The organism is Micromonospora sp. CPCC 206061 (assembly GCF_036906915.1).
Lineage (GTDB): Bacteria > Actinomycetota > Actinomycetes > Mycobacteriales > Micromonosporaceae > Phytohabitans.
In genome coordinates this window covers 49,378-74,052 of sequence record NZ_JBAKHX010000036.1, presented here as the reverse complement: position 1 = coordinate 74,052, position 24,675 = coordinate 49,378, and the positions used below count along the sequence as shown (strand labels likewise).

18 protein-coding genes are annotated in these 24,675 nt (G+C 67.6%); 14 read left to right on the top strand and 4 right to left on the bottom strand.

Annotated elements, in window-relative coordinates; genetic code table 11:
* Positions 1 to 16: 16 nt before the first annotated feature.
* The 7 genes from V6V89_RS23360 to V6V89_RS23330 all read left to right on the top strand — a co-directional run bounded on the left by V6V89_RS23360 (position 17) and on the right by V6V89_RS23330 (position 11,870).
* Positions 17 to 1,321: an NAD(P)/FAD-dependent oxidoreductase gene (locus tag V6V89_RS23360; RefSeq protein ID WP_334621393.1), complete on the top strand. Its 1,305-nt coding sequence runs from the start codon at positions 17 to 19 to the stop codon at positions 1,319 to 1,321.
* Between the two features lie 122 nt (positions 1,322 to 1,443).
* Entirely contained in the window at positions 1,444 to 2,790 is a 1,347-nt protein-coding gene (locus V6V89_RS23355) for a cation:proton antiporter (protein ID WP_334621392.1), read from the top strand.
* Positions 2,791 to 3,183: 393 nt separating this feature from the next.
* Positions 3,184 to 5,418, top strand: a complete 2,235-nt coding sequence (locus V6V89_RS23350; protein ID WP_334621390.1) for an MMPL family transporter — start codon at positions 3,184 to 3,186, stop codon at positions 5,416 to 5,418.
* Positions 5,415 to 7,802: a hypothetical protein gene (locus V6V89_RS23345; protein ID WP_334621389.1), complete on the top strand. Its 2,388-nt coding sequence runs from the start codon at positions 5,415 to 5,417 to the stop codon at positions 7,800 to 7,802. The genes V6V89_RS23350 and V6V89_RS23345 overlap by 4 nt, the downstream gene beginning before the upstream one ends.
* Positions 7,799 to 10,345 carry an aminotransferase class III-fold pyridoxal phosphate-dependent enzyme gene (locus V6V89_RS23340; RefSeq protein WP_334621387.1) on the top strand — a complete coding sequence of 849 codons (2,547 nt, stop codon included), beginning with the start codon at positions 7,799 to 7,801 and terminating at the stop codon, positions 10,343 to 10,345. Before V6V89_RS23345 ends, V6V89_RS23340 begins: the two co-directional genes overlap by 4 nt.
* Positions 10,346 to 10,389: 44 nt before the next feature.
* Positions 10,390 to 10,638 carry an acyl carrier protein gene (locus V6V89_RS23335; RefSeq protein WP_334621386.1) on the top strand — a complete coding sequence of 83 codons (249 nt, stop codon included), beginning with the start codon at positions 10,390 to 10,392 and terminating at the stop codon, positions 10,636 to 10,638.
* Entirely contained in the window at positions 10,635 to 11,870 is a 1,236-nt protein-coding gene (locus V6V89_RS23330; RefSeq protein WP_334621385.1) for a beta-ketoacyl-[acyl-carrier-protein] synthase family protein, read from the top strand. Before V6V89_RS23335 ends, V6V89_RS23330 begins: the two co-directional genes overlap by 4 nt.
* 44 nt (positions 11,871 to 11,914) lie before the next feature.
* On the opposite strand, the gene V6V89_RS23325 is transcribed toward V6V89_RS23330, so the two are convergent.
* Complete coding sequence (locus V6V89_RS23325; RefSeq protein ID WP_334621383.1) at positions 11,915 to 12,439, bottom strand: hypothetical protein; 525 nt, start codon at positions 12,437 to 12,439, stop codon at positions 11,915 to 11,917.
* Between the two features lie 248 nt (positions 12,440 to 12,687).
* Here V6V89_RS23325 and V6V89_RS23320 point away from each other — a divergent pair, with 248 nt between their 5' ends.
* Complete coding sequence (locus V6V89_RS23320) at positions 12,688 to 12,975, top strand: ATP-binding cassette domain-containing protein (protein WP_334621382.1); 288 nt, start codon at positions 12,688 to 12,690, stop codon at positions 12,973 to 12,975.
* Positions 12,976 to 13,641: 666 nt separating this feature from the next.
* On the opposite strand, the gene V6V89_RS23315 is transcribed toward V6V89_RS23320, so the two are convergent.
* The 3 genes from V6V89_RS23315 to V6V89_RS23305 all read right to left on the bottom strand — a co-directional run bounded on the left by V6V89_RS23315 (position 13,642) and on the right by V6V89_RS23305 (position 15,690).
* Positions 13,642 to 13,884, bottom strand: a complete 243-nt coding sequence (locus tag V6V89_RS23315) for a hypothetical protein (protein ID WP_334621381.1) — start codon at positions 13,882 to 13,884, stop codon at positions 13,642 to 13,644.
* A 127-nt stretch (positions 13,885 to 14,011) separates the two neighbouring features.
* The gene (locus tag V6V89_RS23310; RefSeq protein ID WP_334621403.1) at positions 14,012 to 14,695 is read right to left on the bottom strand and encodes a response regulator transcription factor; all 684 of its coding nucleotides are present in this window, start codon (positions 14,693 to 14,695) and stop codon (positions 14,012 to 14,014) included.
* A gap of 191 nt (positions 14,696 to 14,886) precedes the next feature.
* Positions 14,887 to 15,690 (bottom strand): helix-turn-helix transcriptional regulator, encoded by an 804-nt coding sequence (locus tag V6V89_RS23305; protein ID WP_334621380.1) that lies wholly within the window; start codon positions 15,688 to 15,690, stop codon positions 14,887 to 14,889.
* A 1,188-nt stretch (positions 15,691 to 16,878) separates the two neighbouring features.
* Between V6V89_RS23305 and V6V89_RS23300 the strand changes: the two genes are divergently transcribed.
* The 6 genes from V6V89_RS23300 to V6V89_RS23275 all read left to right on the top strand — a co-directional run bounded on the left by V6V89_RS23300 (position 16,879) and on the right by V6V89_RS23275 (position 24,647).
* Positions 16,879 to 17,676 (top strand): DUF3050 domain-containing protein, encoded by a 798-nt coding sequence (locus V6V89_RS23300; RefSeq protein WP_334621402.1) that lies wholly within the window; start codon positions 16,879 to 16,881, stop codon positions 17,674 to 17,676.
* Between the two features lie 378 nt (positions 17,677 to 18,054).
* Positions 18,055 to 18,390: an ATP-binding protein gene (locus V6V89_RS23295; protein WP_334621379.1), complete on the top strand. Its 336-nt coding sequence runs from the start codon at positions 18,055 to 18,057 to the stop codon at positions 18,388 to 18,390.
* Positions 18,387 to 20,276 (top strand): hypothetical protein, encoded by a 1,890-nt coding sequence (locus V6V89_RS23290; protein ID WP_334621378.1) that lies wholly within the window; start codon positions 18,387 to 18,389, stop codon positions 20,274 to 20,276. The genes V6V89_RS23295 and V6V89_RS23290 overlap by 4 nt, the downstream gene beginning before the upstream one ends.
* A 74-nt stretch (positions 20,277 to 20,350) precedes the next feature.
* Positions 20,351 to 21,583: a 3-deoxy-7-phosphoheptulonate synthase gene (locus tag V6V89_RS23285; protein WP_334621377.1), complete on the top strand. Its 1,233-nt coding sequence runs from the start codon at positions 20,351 to 20,353 to the stop codon at positions 21,581 to 21,583.
* A gap of 1 nt (position 21,584) precedes the next feature.
* Entirely contained in the window at positions 21,585 to 22,940 is a 1,356-nt protein-coding gene (locus V6V89_RS23280) for a salicylate synthase (RefSeq protein WP_334621376.1), read from the top strand.
* 21 nt (positions 22,941 to 22,961) lie between these two features.
* The gene (locus tag V6V89_RS23275; protein WP_334621375.1) at positions 22,962 to 24,647 is read left to right on the top strand and encodes a (2,3-dihydroxybenzoyl)adenylate synthase; all 1,686 of its coding nucleotides are present in this window, start codon (positions 22,962 to 22,964) and stop codon (positions 24,645 to 24,647) included.
* Positions 24,648 to 24,675 lie beyond the last annotated feature (28 nt).

The following is a 24,675-nucleotide window of genomic DNA, read 5'->3' as shown; positions in this document are numbered from 1 at the left end:
CGTGAGGAGTTAACCGGTGAGCAATGGCAGGGGAACGGACTACGACGCGATCGTGATCGGTGGCGGCCCGAGCGGATCGTCCTACACGATCACGCTGACGAAGGCGGGTTACACCGTGCTGCTGCTCGAACGGGACAAGTTCCCGCGGTTCCACATTGGAGAGTCACTGCTGCCGTACACCGCGGACGTCCTAGAGCAGCTGGGTGTGCTGCACAAGCTCGGCGAAGAGGGCTTTCCGATCAAGCTCGGGCTAGAGCTGTCCGGAAGCGACGGCTTCCTGCGCCGGGCGGCCCTAGGCGACATCGGCGACGGCTACCGCAAGTGGACCTACCAGGTCGAGCGCGCCGACTTCGACAAGCTTCTGCTCGACTCCGCCGCGGAGCAGCCCGGCGCGACCGTCCTGGAGGAGGCGAAGGTGGGCCGCCTGATCCAGGAGGATGGACGAGTCACCGGTGTCGAGTACACCTACCAGGGTGAAACGCGGGGAGCGTCCGCGAGGTATGTCATCGATGCGAGCGGGCGAGCGGGTGTGCTCGCCCGCGGGCTCGGGCTGCGTACGAGCGACGCCAACCTGAAAATGGCGGCGGTCTACAAGCATTTCGGCAACCTGGACGAGTCGCGGAACCCGGGGTACGAGGGCGACACACAGATCGGTGTGCACGAGAACGGCTGGCTGTGGGCCATCCCGATCCGCAAGGACGTCATCTCCGTCGGCGCGATGATGCCAGCGTCTCTGCTGCGGGAGTTCCGGCCGGAGGATCTATACGCCCAGCACCTGAAGCGACTGCCGCGGATCGAGGAGCGGATCGAAGGGACCAACGTCTACCGCGAGTTGTCCGGCGAGCAGAACTTCGAGTACCACGCCAACACACTTGCTGGGCCCGGCTTCTTCATCATCGGTGACGCGGGCTGCTTCTCGGATCCAGTCTTCTCCGCCGGTGTCTACCTCGCCCTCGTGACCGGACGGCGGGCGGCCGAGGAGACCATCAAGTGCCTGACCGGAGAGGAGCGCGAGGCGGACGTCGCCGAGCGCTACGGGGCCTTCTTCAAGACCGGCTACGAGACGTACTACCGGCTCATCCGGGCGGTCTACGACAACCGGGCACCCGTGATGGGCCGGTTCATCCAGCAGATGTTCCGGGAGTCGGGCATCCACGAGAAGTGGCGTGTACGCACACTCAACGGCGACTTCTGGACCGACACGAACCCGTTCGTCAACCGGCTCCGAGCCGAGCCGGGCTGGGATCTGTTCGGCAAGTATGACCGCCTTTACGGATGCCCTGTCCACGGCGAGCGACAGCGGGAGCTTCAGGCCCGCTGAGGGCCTGGCAGCCATCACGGCCCACCTCGCCTCCGCGGCGACGCCCCCACACGTCGGGAACCCAGCTCCAGCAGCCGGGTTCCCGGCAGGCTGCTCACCTCACGTTCTGGAGGAGACGTGCCATGACCGATGTTGTCCTCGCCGCTCCGGTGCCCCCGCTTGGTCCTCATCAGCTCCTGGTGTTTCTACTTCAGCTGGCACTGCTGCTTCTGCTGGCCCTGGCGCTCGGGCAGCTCGCGGAACGACTCGGAATGCCGGCCATCGTGGGCGAGCTTCTCACCGGTGTCATCCTCGGACCGTCGCTGCTCGGCAACCTCGCCCCCGGGTTCACCGCCTGGCTGTTTCCGTCTGACTCAAACCAGATGCACCTGCTCGATGCGGTCGGCCAGGTCGGCGTGCTGCTGCTAGTCGGCGTCACTGGCAGCCACCTTGACGTCAGCATGCTTCGACGGCGCGGCACCAGCGCGGTGCGGGTGAGCCTAGGCGGGCTGATCATCCCACTGGCACTCGGGATCGCGGCGGGTACCGTGTTGCCGGCGTCGTTGATGGCCGGAGATACCGAGCGTTGGGTGTTCGCGCTCTTCCTCGGCGTTGCCATGTGCGTCTCAGCGATCCCGGTGATTGCCAAGACGTTGACTGACATGCGTCTGTTACATCGAGATATCGGCCAGCTCACACTCGCTGCCGGCACGATGGACGACGCCGTTGGCTGGTTCCTGCTGTCCATCGTGTCCGCCGCCGCGACAGCTGGCGTCACCGCAGGCAAGGTGTCGCTTTCGGCGGCCTACCTCATCGGGTTCGTGGTGCTCGCCGTCCTCATCGGACGACCGCTGGTCGGCGGCGCGATGCGATTCGCGGGACGTTCCAGCGAGTCAGGTCCCACCATGGCCGCCGCTTTCGTGCTCGTGATGTTCGGCGCCGTGGCGACGCACTCACTGGGAATGGAGGCTGTGTTCGGTGCGTTCGTCGTCGGCATTCTCATCGGTGCGCCACGCGCCGCCGACCAGCGCAAGTTGGCACCCCTACGAACCGTGGTGCTGTCCGTGTTGGCGCCCATCTTCATGGCTACCGCAGGACTGCGGATGGACCTCAGCGAGCTTCGTCGACCGGAGATCGCGCTGGCCGCGGTGGCAGTCCTCGCGCTGGCCGTCATCGGCAAGTTCGTCGGCGCCTACGTCGGTGCGAAACTCAGCCGCCTCAGCAACTGGGAGGCGGTTGCCCTCGGTGCCGGCCTGAATGCGCGCGGTGTCATCGAGGTGATCGTCGCCATGACCGGGTTGCGGCTGGGCGTGCTGAACACCGCCACATACACCATCGTCGTCCTGGTAGCCATCGTCACCTCGCTAATGGCTCCGCCGATGCTGCGTTGGGCAATGGGACGGGTCACCCACAACGAGGAGGAACTAGTCCGGCTCGCCACCCACGACGCGTGGGCGGGCCGCGCTGTCGGCGCGGCGGTGGATCGATGAGACCCTCAGCTAAGCAATGGGTGGCCAGGTCAGGCCCGGCCCGTTGCGCAAAGACTCAACATGGCTCGCGTCAAGCCGGTCACCAGCGAGGGCGCGCTCAGCCAAATGCAGCCGTATCAGCAGAGCGGCCCAATCGTCACCTGCGCCGGGCGCGTCTGTGTCTGGTCATCGGCGATCGGACGGATCACGTACAGCCAGCGTACCGACCTTTTGTCCGTTCGTGCCGTGCAATCAACAGGGCCTCACCACGGCCCACACTTTCGATACATCTTGTCGCGGTCGAGTCATATCGTCGACAAAACCCTGCGAGGCGCGTTCGGGTCCGCCTACGCTTCACCCGATGCCGGCGGCGACGCCGTGCGGAAACTCGCGCCTCGAAGGGCGGCGTACCGGATGGCCACCACAGTCGATCAACCTGAGTCCACGCCTGTGGCTCCGCAGGGCGCTCGATCGCGTCCGCTGCTGGTCCGGGTGGTCACCTTCGCGGTCCGGCGCAAATGGACGGTGCTGTTTGTCAGCCTGGTGTTCACCGTGCTGGCCGGTGTCTCTGGTGCTGATCTGTCCGATCGGCTGCGTAACGGTGGCTATATTCCCCAGGACGCGGAGTCCGAGCGAGCGGCGCGGTTCATGGCGGCCGAATTCCACGCGGGCAATCCCGATCTGGTGGTCATCGCGTCCGCGACGCGCTCAGTCGACGACCCGGATAGCGCTGCCGCGGGGGTTGCGCTGGTCGAGGCATTGAACCGGCGGGCGGATGTCGCCTCGGTGGAGTCCTATTGGCCGAGTGCATCGCCCTTGCTGCGTTCCCATGACGGCAAGTCAGCGTTGCTGCTCGTGCGCCTCGCCGGATCTGAGGACGCGCGACAGGACGCGGTCCCGGCGGTGCTCACCGACCTGGAGCGGCATCGTGGGCCGTTTACGCTGGCGGCCACCGGCGAGAGTCCGGTCAACCGCGAAATCATTGAACAGAGCGAACGTGATCTCGTGCGCGCCGAACTGCTGGCCGCACCGTTGACGATCGTCATTCTGCTGATCGGGTTCGGATCCGTGGTAGCCGCAGGCACGCCGGCGGCGATCGGAGTCGTCGCCGTCACCGGTGCCCTGGCGGTGCTCGAGCCGCTGGCCGGGGTTACTGACGTGTCGGTGTTCGCTCTGAACGTGGCTACCGTGCTCGGATTCGGCCTGGCGGTGGACTACAGCCTTTTCGTCGTCACCAGGTACCGAGAGGAGGTCGCCTACGGGCGGCAGCACGCCGAGGCCGTGGTGGTGGCGGTCAGTACGGCCGGCCGGACGGTCCTGTTCTCGGCGGCCGCCGTGGCGTTGTCGCTGACCGCACTGATGGTGTATCCACTGTTCTTCCTTCGCTCCATCGCGTACTCCGCGATCCTGGTCGTGACGTTCGGGGCCGTGGCGTCGGTCGTCGTCCTGCCCGCGCTACTCGCCGCGTTTGGTCCACGACTGCTCACCCGCGGACCTCGGCGCCGCATCCGGCCAGCTAGGTCCGAGCGATGGTGGGGCTGGCTGGCCGAGCGGGTCATGAACCGGCCGGTACTGATCGGCGGTTCAGTCGCGCTCGTGTTGGTCCTACTGGCGCTGCCCTTCGCCGGAGTACGGTTCGGCCTCGCCGACGCCCGCGTCCTGCCGGCGTCAGCTCCGGCGGCGCGTGGCGAGGCCACGCTGAAGGCGGAGTTCGATGCGGCCGCTGTTGACGCGGTCACGGTCGTGTTGCCGGGCATCGGCGCCAGCCGGGTGGCTGACGTGCGGACATATGCCAGTCGTTTGTCTGCAGTGGCCGACGTCGCGTACGTGGACAGCGCCGCTGGACGATTCGTGGCTGGTGGTCAGGAGGCGCCGCCCGACCAGTCGCTGGCGTTGATGTCATCGCGGGCCAACTCGTATCTGCGGCTGGTCCTTGATCAGCCGGTCTACTCCGACCGGGCCTTGGCGGCGGTCCGTGCGCTACGGGCCGCGCCCGCGCCCGCGCCGCCCCTGGTCGGTGGTGCCACGGCAACGCTGGTGGACGCCAGAGACGTCGTCGGTGGGCGGCTGCCGTGGGTGCTGGCCATCCTCGGCGTGAGCACGCTGGTCGTGCTCTTCCTGTTCACGGGGAGCGTGCTCGTCCCGGTCAAGGCGCTGCTGCTGACCGTTCTGAGCCTTACGGCGACGTTCGGGGTGATGGTGTACGTGTTTCAGGACGGCCACTTGGCCTGGCTGGTCGGCGACTTCACCGCCACCGGCTACCTTGAGCTGACCATTCCGATCCTGGTGTTCTGCGTCGCCTTCGGCCTGTCCATGGACTACGAGGTGTTCCTGCTGTCCCGGATCCGGGAGCAGTTTTTGCGAGACGACGACAACCGGCGTTCGGTCGTCGTTGGCATGCGCCAGACCGGTCGGGTCATCACGATGGCCGCGCTGGTCGTCGCCTCGGTGCTCGTCGCCCTGGCGACGTCGCGGCTATCGGTGCTCAAACTACTCGGCGTCGCACTGGCGATGGCCGTGCTCGTGGACGCCATCCTGGTCCGCGGCATCCTGGTGCCGGCCGTCATGCGATTGGCCGGGCGGGCCAACTGGTGGGCACCGGCACCGCTGCGGCGCCTGCACGCCCGCATCGGGATAGGGGAGCGATGAGCAACATGTCCGCGTCCGTCGTCCGTGCCGCCACCGCGCCGTCGGCGGAGCTCGCGGTCGTCTGCGTCAGCGCCCGGCCTTGGTTTCGCGCGGCAGTCGCGCGGGCAGTGCACGACCTGACCATCGTCAGCGGCGGCCGGACGGTGGTCGACGATGGTGCCGTGCCGGCCGGCATGTCGCAGCGGCGCGAGTACCGAGAGGTGGTGGCGCCGGCGCGTGCCTATCTCGACCGTCACTTGCCGGGCGTGCGGATCCGTTTCGTGCATGCCGGCGCGCTGGACGAGGTGCCGGCGCGCGCCGGCCCGTACCTGCCTGACGCCCGCTTGTTCGTCGTGGATGCCGACGCCGGTGGTGGCCCGGAGCCGGAGTGGCCGCTGGGTGGCGCGGCTGTCGAGCAGGCGAGCCGGCTTTGGCCCGCGCAGCTACGGCCGGAGCTCTCACCGTGCGGCACGTACGTCTACCGCGACGCGGCCAAGTCGCCGGTGCAACCGGTGGCCGCGTACACCTTGCGACAGCTACCGGTCGAGCCGTGGGTGCTCGCGGCGGATATCGTCGCAGCCATCGCCGATCTTGCCGAGGTCCGGCTCGCCCAGGTCACGGCACGGCCTGGAACGGGTGACACGGACGGCATCCTCGCCGCCGGGCTGCACGATTTCCTCACCACGCGGGCTGCTTCGGGCTGGGCGCTGTGGTCGTACACGGGCTCAGTGGTCTCCGGGCTTATCGCCGACCTGGAACGCCGCGCGCGGGCCGCCGGCAACCCAGTGCTGCGCGGACCTAGCGAACACAGCCTCGCGTGTGGCGCTCTGGCCCGATGGATGCTCGACCAGGCCCCGTTCCTGATCGTAGTCACCAGCGGAATGGTCGACGAGTTCCGCGGCACGTTGGCCAACCTGCGCCAGGCCGGAGCCCGTGGCTTCGTCGTTTGCGCCGACTCCGCCGAGGACCGCTGGTTTCCATTCCAGGGCACGGTGCACGCTGCAGAGGACTCCCGGGCCGTGCTACGCGCCCGCCGGCTCAAGACGGTCTACCTGTCCCGGGCCGACCGCCTCGAGCCGGACCTGCAGCAGGCGTACGCCGCTTACGACGCGGGGCAGGGACCAGTGGTCCTGCTGGCCACCGCGTCGGTGCTCCAGGCCCGCGGACCGGCACCCGCGCCGGCACCGCCAGCGCCGGCGATCGCTGCGACCCGGGTCGGGCCGGATGACCAGGTCGAGACCGTGCTCCGGATGGTCAACCACGAGCCGGCCACCCTGCTGTGGCAGGTCGGAGCGTTGCCGCCGGACGACGTGGACCTGCTGTACTCGGTGGCCGACCGAGCCGGGGCCGCGCTGGCCGACTCGTTGGCCCGACCGGGCACCGTGTGCGCGCACCGGGACGGCACCGAAGTGCCCAACTACCTGGGAACGCTGGGCCTCTACGGATCTTCCGACCGGATCCTCGACTACCTGTACGAGGACGGCCGGCTCAAGCCGAAGAACAGCCAGGCGCTGTTCTTCCTCGCCAGTCGTATCACCGAGGTCAGCACACCGTTCTCCAACCGGGTGCTGCAGCACGGGCTGCGCATCGTGCAGGTGACCGACGTCCGAGATCACCTGGCCCCGTTCGCCGACCACCCGATCCTGGGTGAGCTCGGCGGGTTCCTGCGCCTGCTGGCCGCGCGACTCGACGTGGACGTCGACGTGCTCCGACAGCGGCGGGCCGCCATCGGGCGCACGCGGACGGCCGCGGACCCGCTTGCCGGCGTGCCGATCCGGCCGATGACGCCCGGCTATTTCTTCACCCACCTAAACCGCGTGATCGAAGCCCTGATCAAGGAGCGCGGGTACCGGTACACCGGCGTCTACGACGTAGGTCGCGGCGGTGCCGCTGCGGTGCGGAACCTTACTCGCACCGGCCCCGGCTTCTCCGGATGGTATGGGCGAGCCCTGATGGGCGACGCCCTGCAGGCGGTGCCGACGATCGCCTTGACCCGTGACGGCAACGTGCTTGCCTTCGTCGGCGACGGCGCGGCCGCGCTGGTGCCGGACATCGTGCCTACCGTCCTGCAACAGATCTGTCTGGACGGCCACCGGCTGCGCGGCAATCTTAGCGTTTTCCGACTGCTCAACGGCGGTCACTCGATCATCCGCAGCTACCGCGAGGCGCGGGATCGCCAGCCCACCGTCGGACAGACCACCGTGCTCAATCTCCTCGACGACGACTGGAGCCGGATGTACGGAACGGTGCGAGTTAGCCATCACCGGCTCGACGACGTGGACCCACTGCGGCTGGCCAGCCAGTTGACCGAGCCATCCACGGTCAACCTGTACTCGGTCCTGCTGGGGCATACAAACGCTGGCGATGGCCTCAGCCTGCTGTCCGCCCGCGGGTGGCGGCCGTGAAGTTCGGTTTCCTGGCGCATCCGGTCTCGACGGGCCAACGCAACCTCGTCCGAACCGCAGCCCTGGTCGCGGACGTCCTGGCCGACCGGCCGGGCTGGCCGCACCGCCGATCCGGTGCGTCCGGCGACCACATCTCGTTGCCGGTGCTGCGGAACATAACCTCGGCGGCTGGGGCCCGCTGCTCCGGCGAAGTGCGGTACCTGCCCTACGTCGCCGAGGACCTGCTCCGACACCAGCGCGCGGCTATGGAGGTGGTCACGCGCGAGGTGACAGCGCTGGCTGCGGACGGCGCATCCATCGTGGGTCTGGGCGGCGCCACCTCCATCATCGGCCACCGCGGTCAACAGGTCGCCGCGCGCACTGGGACCGCGGTCACCAGCGGTAACTCGTTGACCGCCTACGCGGCGTACGCCGTGCTCGGCCGGGTCGCCGAGCTGCTCGGCCGGCCTGCCGGCGAACAGCCCGTCACGGTCGTCGGCTACCCGGGCTCGATCGCGCTCGCACTGACCCGGCTGCTGCTCGCCGACGGGCACCGGGTCGATGCGGTGCACCGGCCTGGCACCCGCAGCCGCGACGTACTACTGCGGTACCTGCCACCGGACACCCATAGGCGCGTAACGCTGCTGTCCGAGCCCGGGCAGGCGTACGAACGCGGTCGGCTATTCGTCGCGGCGTCCACGACCGGCGGACTGATCGACCCGGCCATGCTGCGCCCCGGTTCGCTGGTGCTGGACGTCGCCCTACCCCGAGATGTGCCAGAACCGTCGGGTGGCGGCGGCCGCGACGACATCCTCGTGCTCGACGGAGGGCTCATCTCCCCAATCGACGAGGGCTTCCGGGTCGACGACGGTCCTATCGCACCGACCCGGCTGCTCAACGCCTGTCTCGCCGAGACGATCGTGCTAGCCCTGGAAGGGCGCGCCGAGTCCTTCTCCCTCGGCCGGGAGCTGAGCCCGCATCGGGTGTTGCAGATCGGCGACCTGGCCCGCCGGCACGGCCTCGCGCCCGTGCCGCTCGCGAGCTACGGCCGGACCGTCAGCGACGACGACGTCGCCCGCCTCGGCCCCCGGCACGGTATCCGAAGCACCGTGCCGGCGTCGGCGGCCGCCGACGCCGCGCGGGGCGCCACCACGGGTGGCGCCCTGGCCCGTGCGACGGCCGCCCGGTTCCGCCGGCACCTCAACCCACCCATGGCCGAACTGCTGAGCGAACACAGCTTGGACAATGTGTTCACTTCGGCGCGGGGATGCACGCTCGTCACCGCCGACGGCGTGCCATACCTTGACTTCGTCGCCGGCTACGGTTGCCTGAACCTCGGCCACAACCCGCCGGCCGTTGTTGACCGTGTGCGCGCCTTCCTGGACGCGCAGGCACCGACATTCGTGCAGTACGTGTCCATGCCCGTCCACGCCAGTGAGCTGGCCGAGCGATTGTGCGACCTGGCACCGGCCGGACTGGACCGGGTCTTCTTCAGCAACTCTGGCGCGGAAGCGGTGGAGGCGGCGCTCAAGCTCGCCCGCGCGGCCACCGGCCGACACCGACTGGTGTACGTGGAGAACAGTTACCACGGAAAGACCTTGGGCGCATTGTCGGTCACCGGCCAGCAGGCCCACCGCACACCGTTCGGTCCACTCGTCGGCGAATGCGTGTGCGTGCCGTACGGCGACCTGCGAGCGCTCGCCGCCGCCTTGGACGGCGCCGCGGCGTTCGTCGTCGAGCCCGTGCTGGGGGAGGGCGGGGTCATCCTGCCACCGGACGGATACCTGCCGGCGGCGCAGCAGCTGTGCCGCGCGGCGGGTGCGGTGTTCGTGGTCGACGAGATCCAGACCGGTCTCGGTCGCACCGGCGCCCTCTTCGCCTCTGAGCACTGGAACCTGGAACCTGACGTGCTCTGTCTGGCCAAGTCGTTGTCCGGAGGGCTGGTGCCCATCGGCGCCACGCTCAGCTCATCCGCGGTTTGGGACGCCGCGTACGGCAGCACCGGGCGCTCGACGCTTCACACCTCCACGTTCGGCGGTGGGAATCTGGCCGCTGCGGCCGGGCTGGCCACGCTGGATGCCTTGGCAGCGCAGGACTTGCCGGCGCACGCCGCGAAGCTGGGAGCGGTGCTGCGGCGAGGACTGAATGAGGTCGCCGACCGGTACTCCTTCATCGGCGAGATCCGTGGCATCGGGATGATGAACGCGATCGCGTTCGATACGGACCTCTCGGGTGCGCTCGGTGCGGCGCTGGACGACGTGCTGACCCGACTTCCAGGCGACCTGCACCAGGTGGTCGATCTACTCGACGACGAGACGCGGGCGGCCGCTGTCCAGGCAGCCGCGGCGGTCGAGTCGGCGCTGGGGGATCTGCTGTGCCTGCGATTCGTGCGAGAACTGGCCGCCCGCCACCGGATCCTGACCTTCGTGACCGCCAACCGGCACCGGGTGCTGCGGATCCAGCCACCGCTGGTCCTGGCCGAGCACGAGGCCGACAGGTTCGTCGAAGCCGTGGCGGACGTCGCCGCCAACCTGTCCCACTACGCAGATCTGGCCGCGCGTTGAGTCCGAGCGTCCAGCCCGAAACCGATCCCGCCAAGGAGCACCTGATGAACAATGATGACGCGCTGCGAATGATCCGTCGAGTTCTGTCCGACACGCTCGGTGTGGACGCCGATGCGGTGGTACCGGATGCACACCTACGCGATGACCTCGGCCTGGACTCCCTGGACGCGATCGATCTCGTCGCGGCCCTGCAGGACGAGCTCGGCGAGCAGATCGAATCCACGCTGATCGCCGATGTGGCAACCGTCGGAGAGGTGGCAGCCCAGGTGCGTCGGCGGTTGGCCACCCAGTGAAACCCACACGGGTACTGGTCACGGGACTCGGACCGGTCACCAGCATCGGGATCGGAGCGCAGGCGTTTCACCGGGCACAACTCGCCGGCACCAGCGGTACTCGGCATCTGACGCGGTTCACGATCGGCGGCACTGAGTGCTACGCGGCTGGCGAGATCGACCTGCCACCCGAACACGAAGCGTCCCGCCGGCTCGCCCTGGGCACCGACCGCTGCGCGCAACTAGCCCTTGTCGCGGCGAAACTTGCCGTAGCCGACGCCCGCCTGCAGCCGGCCGCGCTGGACCGCTCCCGCATGGGGGTCGTCATCGGGACCGGGATCGGTGGAGCCCAGACATGGCAGGACAGCGCGACCGCCATGACCCAGGCGAGTCCGGCACGGCTGTCCTCAAAGACCGTTACCAAAGCTATGTGCAACAGTGCCACCGCCCTCGTGGCCATCGAGTACGGGTGTATGGGACCGACGTCAACGCCGGTCGTGGCGTGTGCCGCAGGAGCCGAAGCGATCGTGGCGGCATGTCAGATGATCTGCAGCGGCGAGGCGGACGTCGTGCTGGCGGGTGGTGCCGAGGCACCACTGGTCCCCATGGTCCTCGCGGGATTCGCCGGCACACGGGCCCTGGCCCCTCCGACTGACACGCCGCATGCCGCTAGCCGACCGTTCAGCGCCGACCGGGTCGGATTCGTCCTCGCCGAGGGAGCCGCCATTCTCGTGATTGAGGCAGCAGACCACGCCGCCCGACGCGGTGCCCATGCGCTCGCCGAAATCGCCGGCTACGGACGCACGACGGACGCGTTCCACGTCACCGCTCCCGCGTCCGACGGCGACGGCGCTCGCCGGGCCGTTGAGGCCGCACTGCGGAACGCAGGACTGACGCCGGATGACATCTCCTACATCAACGCCCACGGTACCGCTACCGTGCTCAACGACGAGGCAGAGGTGCGGGCGTTGCAGCGGGCCTTGGGAACGGCCGCCAAGCGGGTGCCCGTGTCGTCGACCAAGTCGCAGACCGGCCACGCCCTCGGTGCCTCCGCCGCGATCGAAGCGGTCGCGGCCGTCCAGTCCGTCAGCACCGGAACCATCCCCCCGACCATCAACCTCACAACGCCGGACCCGACGCTGTCGATGGATTTCGTCAGCAGCGCGCCTCGCCGAGCGGACGTCGCCGCCGCGTTGTCAAACAGCTTCGGATTTGGAGGGCACAACGTCGTGCTCGCCTTCACCCGCCCATAACGGCAGGCCGCCTCCCTTGGGAGGCGGCCTGCCGCTATGGACTACTACGGCGCGGTGTTGTACCAAGCCGCGACCTGAGCCGGCGTGGCGATCGTAGCCCGCTCGAGGTCTTCGAGGTCCACCCCCTCAACGCCGGTCGAAACCAGGAACCGCGCGGGCGCCGCCCCGCTCACCACCAATGAGTACGTGCCGACAATCGCGGTCGTCGAGTACTCACGCAGCCGGAGCAGCTGCATCCCTCCGACGGTAAACGGAACTCGAACCGTTGGATTGAGCACGGTGGAACTGCCATTCGGAGCGACGACCAGAACCCTGGGCAACTGCCACGACGCCAGGCCGCTCTCCGGCGCCAGGTTCGTCACGGCGAGCGCGATATTGAGCTGGTCGCCGGCCTGCATGCGCAGCTGGGCGGAGCGGACCGCCGCGGCATTGGGCAGCGTGCCGAAAAGCGCGGCAGCCTGGGTCCCGTCGAGAATCAGCGGCCCGTTCCACGGAAGCACATCTCCGGCGTCGAGAATTACCGGTTCATGCGCCTGCGCCGGTAGCGCCAACGCCAGGACGCTCGCCACCGCTGTGACCACGACCGCCGCTGTTCGCCGAAGACGCCTAATCCACTGTAGATTCATCCATCCCCCCTGTGTTGAAACGCCTGTATTACGAGAGGATTCTTGCACGTAGCTCGATAGTGGAACGGGAATCTTCGATGGCAGAACGGAACGTTACTTGAACGTCGGCGTGCGAAATGTCAACCACAATAGGGCACCGAGAGGTATCGAATCCTTGCTTATATGGGCGGTCGCCCATGTAGTCTGGGCGTGTGCCCATTCTTGTCGCAACCGTCCGCACGGGAATCTGCGATGGATTCGTGGTCGAGGTCGGCGACGTCGTGAAGACATACCGTCTGACCGCTGGTGAGTTCGTCGCCTTGGCTCATCTAGGTTTGGGGGTCGCTAACGGGGAGTTCGTGGCGGTCGTCGGCCACGCCGGCAGTGGCAAGACGACCCTGCCCAACCTTCTGACCGGGATCGACCGGACGAGCGGACGGGCCAACGCGCCCCCAGGCGTCGACGTGCAGCCGGCGCGGCTGCGTCGTCGGACGCTGTGACTGCGGCTGTGGCTGGCCTGCCGAGCAGCATGCGGGCCGCGGACTATTGCGGACGCCAATCGGCGTCGCGAGGGAGGACGATGTCCGGGGATGAAGGCCTGACGTGGCTGCGGGCCACGGCAGCCTGGCCTTGATCGCGGTGCCGGGCTCGGGTGCGATTGTGTCGCGGTAGAAGCTTCGGCAGGGTCGCTGGCTCACACCGGGGGAGACCGGTTGCCCACTTCCTTTACCCAGATCACCCGCAAGGCCGCGGTACCCGGCATTGGCGCTGGGGACTGGATCCAACTGATCATCAACGGGAAGAGCACGACGTGGAACGTTGTCGGACTCGTCAAGCAGCGCCAGGCGGCGGTGGTGCCTACACCATCGGCCGTGGCCCGGCCCTCGAGGTTAATGTATGTCCCGCTGTCGTACCGGATTTCACTCTCGGCAGTTGGCATCTGGATCACGCTGGTGGTCCTGACGTGGTGCTGGCATCGGACCTTCCATGCCTGCCGATGTCCGGCACCCCCCGTGTCGGTCATCGGCTCACTGCGGGCGGCGGCGTGCGGCATCCGCGCCACGCATGCCGCCGCCCGCCTCAATGTCGGCACCATCTCGTAAGGGAACGGCTCCCCTCCGCGGGCAACGACCCGGGGAGGGGAGCCGAGCAAAAGCAGGCAGTTGTCAGCCGTGGCCACCTGATGGCGGCTGGTGGCCAGGCGGCGGTTGGTGGCCAGGCGACGTCTGGTCATCCGCAGGCGCCTCACTGCTGCCACCGGGGGAGTGCCGCCCGGGACCGTGGCCACCGCCAGAGCCACCGACGAGCATCACCACGACGAAAGTCAGGACCAGCACCGCAGCGACGATCGCCGAGATCTTCACCCATCGAGGGATGCCCGCCTCGGTGCGTGGTCGGGGAGTTGCCATCAAAGCCTCCTCTGTCGGGCCTCGAGGACCGACGACGTCCAAGACGTTATCGATACACTCTGTCCACGTCAATACGTCGCGTATAGGTATGGATCGTTGTGCTCGATACGTTCAGGGTTCGGTCCAGCTATGGCTGGAAACGGAAACCCATCCCGCGCACGGTTACCAGATACCGAGGCTGGGACGGCATCGGTTCCAGCCGCCGGCGAAGGCGCCGGACATGTGTATCGAGCGTCTTGGTGTCACCGACGTAATCGGCGCCCCACACCCGCTCGATGATCTGCCGGCGAGTGAGCACCCGGCCGGCGTTGCGCAGCAACAGCTCAAGGAGCTCGAACTCCTTGCGTGGCAGTCGCACCATGGTGTCGGCAAAGGTGACGATGTGCCGCTCCACGTCAACTCGCACCGGTCCGGCCACCAGCACCTGGGGTGGCTCCTCGGACGCAGGCCGCCGCCACCGCCGCAGAACGGCGCGCATCCTGGCCACCAGCTCGCGTGGAGAGTAGGGCTTGGTGACGTAGTCGTCGGCGCCGATCTCTAGGCCGACGATTCGGTCGATCTCGGTGGACCGGGACGTGACCATGATGATGGGCACGTCGAACCGCTGCCGCAGTTGCCGGCACAGCTCGGTGCCGGACACGTCCGGGAGCACCTGGTCGATCAGTACCATCTCGGCCCCATTTGCTGCGATCTCGGCAAGGGCGGACGCGCCGGTCGAGACGACCGAGACCTCGAACCCTTCCATGCGGAGCACGCGGGACAGCGGATCCCGATGTGCGGCGTCGTCGTCGACGACCAAGACCTTCGCCAGGGTCGCGAGCCGGTCCGATGGTGCGGTCCAAGAGGGTGTGGGCGGTTCGTCCACCGTGCGCGCTGCCATCGCCGATTCGGTTGGCATTCCGTCGCGGTGGCGGTACTCGCCGTTGGTCGTCCTCGGTACCCCGCCTAAGGGGATACGTTCGTTCAGCTCGTGTGGCCACGGCGCGACCAGCGGTGTTTTTGTCATCGTGGTCCCTCTTTCGTGTCCCGGCTACCTGTGGCGGTGCCGGGCCCGGGCTGGACGCTTGTGGCTGACTTCTGTCGGGAGATCCATCCGCGTTCGGCCGCGATCGTGGCGAGCGTGAACCGGGTGGGCGCCCCGACCTTTTCGCAGAGCGACGTGATGTTGCGCCGCACGGTTCGCAGACTCACGCGCAGGTATCTCGCGATCGACTCGTCCTTCATCCCGGCCGCGAGAAGCTGCAGGATGACGAGCTGCGTCTCTGACGGTGTGTCCAGGTCTGCGCCGTCCCCCGCGAGCAGTGGGACGCTGCGTTCCCAATGCAGCTCGAAGGCCGACCGCAGAACGTCCGTCGTAGCGCCGCTACGAAACATGACCGCACCCGTCGCGCCCCCCGTATCCAGTGGTAGGAGCGCGGTGTGAGAGTCGACTAACACCATCGTGGCCGGCAGGGCGTGTATGGCCCGAACTTCGAGCCCTTGTTTGCGGTACCGTTCAACCGCGGCACGGGAGTGCGGCGAGTCGAAGAACTCCTTGGCGAGGATGGAGCGCATCCGGACGTCGCGCTGCCGCAGGCGCTCGGTGACCGTGCCGTTCGGCTCGCGCCAGGCGGGAAGGTCGGTGCCGCTGACTCCCGTCCATAAGGGATGGTCGTGGTTCGGCACGGTCTGGAAGGTGAGGACCTCGCGCCGCGCTGTTTCCAGCACGCTTAGCAGAAGCTGGGAGGACTCCCCGTGGCCGAGGATGCGAACGCGGTGGTCGGTGCCGGATGCGCGGCCCGGCGACCTCTCATAGGTCTCCTGCATAACAGGCATTGACGCTAACGCTCTGACGCACGTTTCGTGGGTACGAAGGATCCCTCGCTCCAGGACTAGGAGCGCGTTCTCGATTGCAATGCGAGGGGACACGGCCACCAACCCGTCGCCGTCCGACGACTGCGTGGCGAAGCTCTTGTCGATCAGCTCCCTAACGGCCGTCCCATTGAGACCAGTATCGTCGGGACCGTTCAACCGTACGACGCCCACCCGGAGAAGACGGTCGTACAACCTCGCCGCCTGCGGTGACAGCAATCCTTCGATCACAACACCTTCCCCCGTTCTCGGCCGCTCATCGTGATCAAGGCAGGAGACGTCCGACGACATGATCGGTCGCGTGAGGCGATAACCACGATCCCGGCGATGAGCCGTCGTCGTCCGGACAACCGGCGGACATCAGCTCGTCGCCTTCAGCATGTTGGGGTCCAACCCCCTGGCTGTCGATCTCTTCCGCGCGCCACAACACCACGTTGTGAGAAGGGTGGAATCCCCCGCAAACATCCTATGAACCTCCTACGCCCTCGCAGGTTCACTTGTCCTTCGTACCTGACGTCCTGCCAACGGACAAGGTCTGTTAATCGACACAGTCCAGTATTGGCCAAGACAATCTGTCTATGGGCGAGACACATCGCCCGCCGTGACCTGGCGTTTGTCGGCCGACCAGCCGCGACTGGCTGGTCGAGCGGACACATCGCTTAATGGGCGTATCTCGATCAACCTGCCGCGACCGGTCGCGTGGCTGCGGACGTTGAACGTCCGGGTAACCGGCGTCGACAACAGGGGAACCCGAGTTCCCCGCACGTACCGCGGGCCGTTCCGTTTGAGTCCGTGCCGTGCGCCACCGGGAACCGCCCTGCGACGTCCCAAAGCCGATCCACGACGGGTGACGGAACCGTGGGCGGCGTTCGGCGAAGGTTCAAGATGTGTCGGGATCCTGGACGTGTTTTCCGGCAGTCTGTTGTGTCTAGTCTGATCTCGGAAGAAGCATCCACTCAATCGACTCGGTTGACTGCCGGGGATGTTCGGGCGACGCGGGCCCGATGCATCACGGCTCAGCAGCCTTCCGCCCCACCTTCCGGCCGAGCGCGACGTGGGACCGGCGAACCGCAGGCACCCACCGATTCCTCGCGCTCGCTGTCCGCCTGGAGCAGGCCTGTCCGTTACGATCGAGGAGAAACCATGTCCCGCTACGACTGGGGCCAGACGCATCCGGGAATCACGCGGCTGGAGTCCGCCGTCGAGGAGGCGCGGAACCGCGTCATCGCCCACCCGATCTATGCCAACCTCGACTCCGGCACAGCCATCATCCTCTTCATGGAGCACCACGTGTTTGCGGTGTGGGACTTCATGTCCTTGCTCAAGTCCCTCCAGCGCAACCTCACATGCATTGAGATTCCGTGGGTGCCATCCGGGCCAACCGGAAGCCGGCGACTGATCAACGACATCGTCCTGGTTGAGGAGAGCGACGAGCTCAAGGGCGGCTTCATCAGCCACTTCGAGCTGTACGTCGAGGGCATGGCCGAGATGGGTGCGGATACGACAATCGTCAACGCCTTCATCGGGCTCATCCGTGATGGCATGCCGGTGGAGCGCGCGTTGACCGCGGTTCCCGTGCCCCGCCCGGCGGCTGAGTTCGTCCAGACGACATGGGACCTCATCGAGGCAGCGCCGGTTCATAGCCAGGCGGCGGCGTTCGCCTTCGGCCGTGAGGACCTGATTCCGGACATGTTCACCCGCGTCGTCGAGGTGAAAGCGCAAGGGCACAAGCTCGATACATTCGTCGACTACCTCGAACGCCACATCGAAGTCGACGGTGAGGAACACACCCCGATGGCCATGCAAATGCTCGCCGACCTCTGTGGCGACGACGCGGTCAAGTGGCAGGAGTGCGCGGACACAGTCAACGCGGCCTTGGCGGCCCGCTACCGGCTCTGGGACGGCATCCTCGATCGGATCAAGGCCGAGTCATGCTCGTGACGCGGCCGCGCCACCAACGCCAACCGGTGGCGTGGACCCTTCACCGGCGTCGCCGAACGCGTAGGCGATTGTGCTGAACATCGACTGCCCACCTCATGGCAGCGTCGCGAACGTTCCTGCCGTGACCGTCGCGACCGGCAAGCGCAATGGTGCCCCTCAGGGGGACCGATCCGAGGTCACCCGGGCAAGGGCTCCGCCGTGGAGATCATCGTGAGTCGAACAGTGACCGTTGACCGGATCGCGCTAGGCGTACATCACCCGGCCCGCCGGACTGAGGGGTTCGACAAAGGTTCGAGAACCGTGGTGGAAACGGAAGTTTCCGCGTCCGTGCACCTTTCCTATCGTGACCTGAGGACGACGCCGCTGGAGGGGTAACGAATGCCCATGGGAACGGACACCCCGCCCACCGCCAAGAGTGGGCGGTCCGAGCGGATCGACACACGCGCAAGGGATGCGAGCTGGCGAAAGCCACCACGAAGGATCGAGAAATCCGAATGCATCACATGTGACACATGTGTTCGGAGCTGTCCGCCGGAATTCGGCGCGATCTTCGATCGAGGGCTCGACGTCGTGATCGTCCCGGAGTTGTGTTCCGGGTGCCCGGTGTGCGTCTTGGTGTGCCCCGTCGACTGCATCTACGTCGATGAGGATTGGAGCCCGACGGGAAATGACACGTGGACGCACATCGAGCTCACCGCGGAGAGCACACCATGAGTGAGCCGGTCCGCGACGGCACGTCCCGCCGTGCCTGGCTTGTCAAGGCCAGACAAAGCCGCCGGCCCAGCCGGCTCGGTACCGCGGCCGGCGTCGCCCCCAAGCCCGACCGGGTCTTCGCCGCCGATGCGGGCTTTCCCGGTCTGCTCGCCACGGTGTGGGAGCGGGCGATGGCGGCCCCGACTCCTCTGGCGGCGGTGGACACGTTGCTCACCCTCGACGGCCACGTGCCCGCAGACGTCCAGCTGCGTGCACTGCGGCGCGAGGAGGAATGCGCCGTGGCGGCACTGTTCGGTCGGTCCTGGCGCGATGAGACGGACGCCTCGACGGACGCCGAGCCAGTCGGCCAGCCAGCGTTCCTCGGCGAGATCGGTTTGACCACCGGTGGCCGCATGGTCCTGCGGGTACCTTCACAACGCCCCCTGACACACGAGGAGCAGCTCGTCGACGGCGTGCTGAGGGTGCCATGGTCCGCTTCGGCACTGGCTGGCTACCGCGAGCGGCTCGCCCGAGCGACCGAGAAGACAGCCCAATCGGTGGCCGACTGCCGAGATTGGCTCACCCAAGCCGGCCAGCCGGGCCGCGACCGCCTGCTCGGCGAGCTCAAGGAAGCAGCACTGCGTACCGCGCCGTTCGTGCTTTACCAGGACGACAAGCGCTACACCAACTTCCGGGAACGCAACAACCTGACAGGCAAGACTCTGTGGCCAGGCCATCCCGACTGCGCGCTGAGCAGCCTCGAGGGCATGCCGCTGGATCTGTGGTCCGACAGTGACGCGGTCATGGTCGTGTGCCTGAGCCTGCTCATCCGCTCCAGCGGATACGCGCGCATAGAGGAAGCGAACGGCACCCAGCTCACCCTCGACCACGTCGCCGAACTACTCGAACGCACCCGGCGTCGGTACAACGCCGCATCTGGCGGAGAGCCGGTGCTGCCGGCGGAAGGAGCGCGGGTAGCGCCCCTCGACCGCCTCGCAGCGGATCTCCGCCGACGCCGCGCCGAAATCGCGCCGAGCGCACAGCTGTACCGGGAGATCCACGGTCCCCTCATGCACAAAATCGAGAGGATCGCCGCGCCGGCGAGCCGGGCCGCCGCCGCACGTGAAGCCGCGATGACCGCGTGGCTGTGCGAACACCTGCCGGTCACCGGCCGGACGATGGTCGAACTGGCCGACAGCGTCGCCGCGGCACCGGACTGGCTGGCGCGGCCCACCGGCACCTTCCCGACCGGCATCGAGGCGCTGATCTGCGAAACCGTACAGGCCGCTCTCCTGGCATTCGAGGCCGATTTCGCGATGAGCCGCGGTATGCGATCCATCCCCGCGCTGACCCGAGCGTTGCGCGACGAGGACTGGGCCACCATCACTGCATGGGATCTCCCGCAGTTCTTCTGTTGCGTCCTGGCCGCGCCGCAGGCCAGCCAGTACTTCGGCGACTCCACCGGCACCCTCGCCGACATCGCGTGGTCCATGGCCGCCCGGATGCAATACAACTCGTGGCATTTCATCGCCGGCAACCTGCCGAAGGTTCCGACGGTGGTCGCCCGGGACTACTTCGTCCCTCCCGTGATCCCGGACATCGCACACCACTCCGACCAGCACCATCACGGCCACGTCGCCGCCCGCGTGCGCTACAGCATCCGCAGCCCGCAACCCGTGGAGATCCTTAATCGGGTCTTCGCTGGCTTCACCGACCTGCGGCTGCTGCGATGCGACGGCCAGCCGTTCACCGAACAGGACCTGCTTGCCGCCCACCGCGCGTCCGGGTTCGTGGCCCGCGCGACGGGCTCACTCGCGCGATTGGTACAGGCGGGCGTAGACGTGGAGATCACCGCCTTCGATCCGGGTTGGCACTGGGAGCGAATCAGCGGGCGCCCGTCAGCGTGACGGTAGACCGCAGGCCCGGCAGGCCGAAAGGCAGACACGACAGGAGAAGGGCATTGCTGCGATACGCAGGCGAGTTGGACGTCGCGCTTCTCGATACCCAAAGAGCCGCGCAACTGCGCGTCCTGGACCGCCTTCCGGCAGGGCAACAACCGCCGTGGCATGACCACCCCGAGCTGCCCCGGGTCCGCCAAGAACTCGCCGGCATGGTGCCGCTGGTCGACCAGGATCAGATTCGGAAGCTGCGCCAGCTGATGTCCCGCGTACAGCATGGCGCGGCCCTGCTTCTGCACGTGGGGGAATGCGCCGAGACGTTCGCGATGTCCACACCTGTGCACGTCCAAAGCCGGATCGAACTCTATGGCCGGATGGCCGACCATTTGGCCGACCGCACCGGCCGGGACGTGGTGGTCGTCGCCCGGATGGCCGGTCAGCACGCCAAACCGCGCAGCGAGCCCATGGAGATCCTGCCGAGCGGCGAACTATTGCCGACCTACCGCGGAGATGCGGTCAACAGGGCCGAGCCCAGGGCCATGGCGCGACGCGCGGACCCGGCGCGGCTGCTGGCCAGCTACTACCGATCGCGGGACACCCTGGAGATGCTGCGCGGGCGGCTCGTGCGCGGACAACGGGTGTTCGTGTCGCATGAGGCCCTCGTCAGAGACTATGAGACGGCTCTGACAAGGCTGGCCGAAGAGTCGACTGCGCCGAGCGCGGATACCGGTGCGCACTACCACTGGGCACAGTTGTTCGCCCTTAGCGGTCACCTGCTCTGGATCGGGGACCGCACGCGGCAGCTGGCCAACTGGCACGTGCAGTGGGCAAGCTCCGTAGCCAATCCCATCGGAGTGAAGCTAGGACCGGGGGCGGCCGGCACCGACGTCGTCAATTTGGCGCGGGCCCTCAACCCCCGTCGCGAGCAGGGGCGGCTCAGCCTCATCCCGCGGATTGGCGCTGTGGCCGCGGCGGCGCGTCTACCGGATCTGGTCCAGGCCGGCCTGGACATCGGCGTGCCGATCGTGTGGCAATGCGACCCGATGCACGGGAACACGCGCAAGCTTGACCGGACGAAGCTGCGCCTGCTCCCGGATATCCGCACCGAGATATCAACGTTCGTCCAGACGCTGCGCAGACTGGGCTGCCGGCCGGGCGGGTTGCACCTCGAAGTGACACCGGAGCCCGTGCAGGAGTGCCACGAAGAGCTGGCCTTAGCCGTCGGTAGCGAATCACACCCGCCGTGCGACCCGCGCCTGAACCCCAGCCAAGCGATGGACATCGTCGACCATTTCGCCAACGAGATCGGTGACTGACATGAGCTCAGAAGGCCTTGTGCACTATGCCGAGTCGAAGGTCCGGCTGCCAGGTGACCCCTTGGCGGCCGTGTCGCGCCTCGCCGCAGGCGGGCTTCATGAGGACTACGTCGTGTACGAGAACAGCGGGCAATGGGCATTCGCGAGTGGCGTCCTGGCCGACGTCCGGCTGGACCGAACGGGCGCACGCCTGTACGGCGTCAACGACATGTTCCTGCCGTGGGACGGCGACCCGCTGCGGCAAGTGCGGCGCCTGCTCGAGGCGGTACAGGTTGACAGTTGGCGGGCGTATGGCTGGGCCGCGTTCGAGCTCGCCTACGCCAAGGAGGGGGACCTGACCGGCGTCGGTGACGAGCGGCTGCTGCATCTGGTGGTGCCGCACACCGAGGTCCGCGTGCAATACGGGTGGGCGCACGTTCGGTCGGCGGACAAGCAAACGCTTGCCGCAGTGCTGGCGGCGCTGGCGCAGGAGCCGGCTGGTCCAACCCGGTCGTCCCGGCCCGTGGACGTTCGGCGCGAGGGTGCCGAGGACTACCAGCGGGCGGTGAAGCTTGCCGTCGAGGAGATCGCCGCGCACCGTTTCCAGAAGGTCATCCTGTCCCGGGTAGTCCCGCTCGCCCAGGAGATCGACCTGGTAGGGACCTATGTCTCTGGGCGACGCGGCAACCGTCCGGCCCGATCCTTCCTGCTGAACCTGGATGGAGTCGAGATGGCCGGCTTCAGTCCTGAGGTCGTGATCCACGTGGACGAGGACGGCCGCGTGGTGAGCCAGCCTCTGGCAGGTACGCGGATGCTGACCGACGACCGCACCGAGAACCAGCGCCTGCGCACCGAGCTGCTTTCCAATGCCAAGGAGATCTACGAACACGCCATCTCCGTGAAGACGGCCTGCGACGAGCTGCACACGGTGTGCACGCCAGACTCGTTGAGCGTCCAGGAGTTCATGGTCGTCCGGGAGCGCGGCACGGTACAGCACCTCGCCTCCCGGGTGAGCGGCAAGCTGGCACGGGGCCGGCACGCCTGGGACGCGTTCGGTGCGACCTTCCCCGCCGTGACCGCCTCCGGCGTGCCCAAGGCCGCCGCCTACGCCAGCATCCGCAGCCACGAGGGTCAGGCCCGTGGACTCTACAGCGGTGCCGTGCTCACCGTCGACGCCAGCGGCGCGATGGATGCGGCACTCGTCCTACGCGCCGTGTACCGGCGTGACGGCACCACCTGGTTACAGGCCGGCGCGGGAATCGTGGAGCAGTCGCGACCGGAACGGGAGTTCGAGGAAACCTGCGAGAAGCTCGACAGCGTCGCTAGGTACCTCGTCCCCGCCGATGTATCCGCCGACCGGACATCGTCCGTTGGCTAACCGATTGATCGGAGGAGTCTGATGCTCGACGGGTGCACTCCCTGGCCGGCCGAAATGGCCGAACGCTACCGGGCGCGCGGCTATTGGCGCGGCGCCACGCTCGGCGACCTGCCCCAGCAATGGTCGCGGCAGTTCGGCGAACGGACGGCGTTGGTCCACGGCAAGACCAGGATCAGCTACGCCGAGCTGGACCGGCGGATCGACCGGATGGCGGCCGGCTTCCGGATCTACGGCATCGACGCTGGCGACCGGGTGGTCGTCCAGCTGCCGAACATGCCCGAGTTCGTCATTACCGTTTTCGCCCTGCTGCGGGCCAATGCCAAGCCGGTTTTCTGTCTGCTGTCTCACCGGGCAAACGAGATTCGCCACCTGCTGGAGCTGACCGACGCCGCCGGGTACGTCGTGCCGGGCACGTACCAGGGGTTCGACCACGCGGCCATGGCTTCCGACCTGATGACCGAGTTCCCCGGGTTGCGGCGGGTGTTCGTGCTGGATGGCCGGGTGCCACCAGGAATGCCGCAGGATCGGGACGACGCGTTCATTCCCCTGGCCGAGGTCCGGCCCCCGATCGAGGAAACCGTCGCCGGCGAACGCTACGAGCGCCCCGGAGCGGAGTCCGACGTTGACTCCGCAGCGGACCCATCGGACGTCGCCTTCTTCCTGCTTTCCGGCGGTACGACCGCACTACCGAAGCTCATCCCGCGGACCCACGACGACTACGACTACCAGACCCGGGCCGCGGCCGAGCTCATCGGCCTCACACCCGACGACGTCTACCTGGCCGTGCTTCCGGTTGAGTTCAACTTCACCTGGGGTTGCCCGGGCGTCGTGGGCACGCTGCGGTCCGGCGGGACCGTCACGCTGGTGGAGGATCCGTTGCCGGATGACTGTTTCGAAACGATCGAGCGCGAACGCGTCACGGTCACCTCGGTCGTGCCGACGGTCGCGCAGCTGTGGCTGGAGGCGGCCGACAACCCATACGACCTGTCCAGCCTGCGGCTCATCCAGGTTGGTGGTGCACCGCTGCACCGCGAGATCGCCGAGCGGATCGGCCCGGCGTTCGACTGCCGGCTCCAGCAGGTCTTCGGGATGGCTGAAGGGCTGCTGACCTTCACCCGCGAGACTGATCCGAAGGAGACGGTGCTGAGCACCCAGGGCCGTCCGCTGTCGCCGGACGACGAGATTCGCGTCGTGGATGAAGCCGGCGTCGACGTCCAGGCCGGCGAGACCGGGGAGCTGCTCGCCCGTGGCCCGTACACCTTGCGCGGCTACTACCGGGCCGCCGAGCACAACACGCACGCTTTCACGCCGGACGGCTTTTACCGTACCGGTGACCTCGTCCGGCTTACCGCCACCGATGACATTGTCGTCGCAGGGCGCGTGAAGGACGTGATCATCAAGGGTGGTAACAAGGTGTCCGCCAGCGAGGTGGAGGGCCACCTGCTCGCCCATCCCGCGGTGGAGCGCGTCGCGGTGGTGCCGATGCCGGACCCGCTACTCGGCGAGCGCATCTGCGCCTACGTCCGGCCCGAGGGTGAGCCTCCGACGCTCGCCGTCCTTCGGGAGGCGCTGCAGGGTCGTGGGGTTGCGGACTACAAGCTGCCCGATCGGCTGGAGATCGTGGCGGACCTCCCCCTCACCGGGCTTGGCAAGATCGACAAGAAGGCACTCGCGGCGGATGCCGCAACCAAGGCTGCCGGCTCCTGACCAGCCACCTATGTAGACAGGGGACGGT

What these genes read in the sequence shown, in the direction of transcription:
- V6V89_RS23355 (WP_334621392.1), top strand. Translation starts at nt 1,444, where the DNA reads ATGACCGATGTTGTCCTCGCCGCTCCGGTGCCCCCGCTTGGTCCTCAT.
- V6V89_RS23350 (WP_334621390.1), top strand. Translation starts at nt 3,184, where the DNA reads ATGGCCACCACAGTCGATCAACCTGAGTCCACGCCTGTGGCTCCGCAG.
- V6V89_RS23345 (WP_334621389.1), top strand. Translation starts at nt 5,415, where the DNA reads ATGAGCAACATGTCCGCGTCCGTCGTCCGTGCCGCCACCGCGCCGTCG.
- V6V89_RS23335 (WP_334621386.1), top strand. Translation starts at nt 10,390, where the DNA reads ATGAACAATGATGACGCGCTGCGAATGATCCGTCGAGTTCTGTCCGAC.
- V6V89_RS23315 (WP_334621381.1), bottom strand. Translation starts at nt 13,884, where the DNA reads ATGGCAACTCCCCGACCACGCACCGAGGCGGGCATCCCTCGATGGGTG.
- V6V89_RS23305 (WP_334621380.1), bottom strand. Translation starts at nt 15,690, where the DNA reads ATGCAGGAGACCTATGAGAGGTCGCCGGGCCGCGCATCCGGCACCGAC.
- V6V89_RS23300 (WP_334621402.1), top strand. Translation starts at nt 16,879, where the DNA reads ATGTCCCGCTACGACTGGGGCCAGACGCATCCGGGAATCACGCGGCTG.
- V6V89_RS23295 (WP_334621379.1), top strand. Translation starts at nt 18,055, where the DNA reads ATGCCCATGGGAACGGACACCCCGCCCACCGCCAAGAGTGGGCGGTCC.
- V6V89_RS23290 (WP_334621378.1), top strand. Translation starts at nt 18,387, where the DNA reads ATGAGTGAGCCGGTCCGCGACGGCACGTCCCGCCGTGCCTGGCTTGTC.
- V6V89_RS23280 (WP_334621376.1), top strand. Translation starts at nt 21,585, where the DNA reads ATGAGCTCAGAAGGCCTTGTGCACTATGCCGAGTCGAAGGTCCGGCTG.
- V6V89_RS23275 (WP_334621375.1), top strand. Translation starts at nt 22,962, where the DNA reads ATGCTCGACGGGTGCACTCCCTGGCCGGCCGAAATGGCCGAACGCTAC.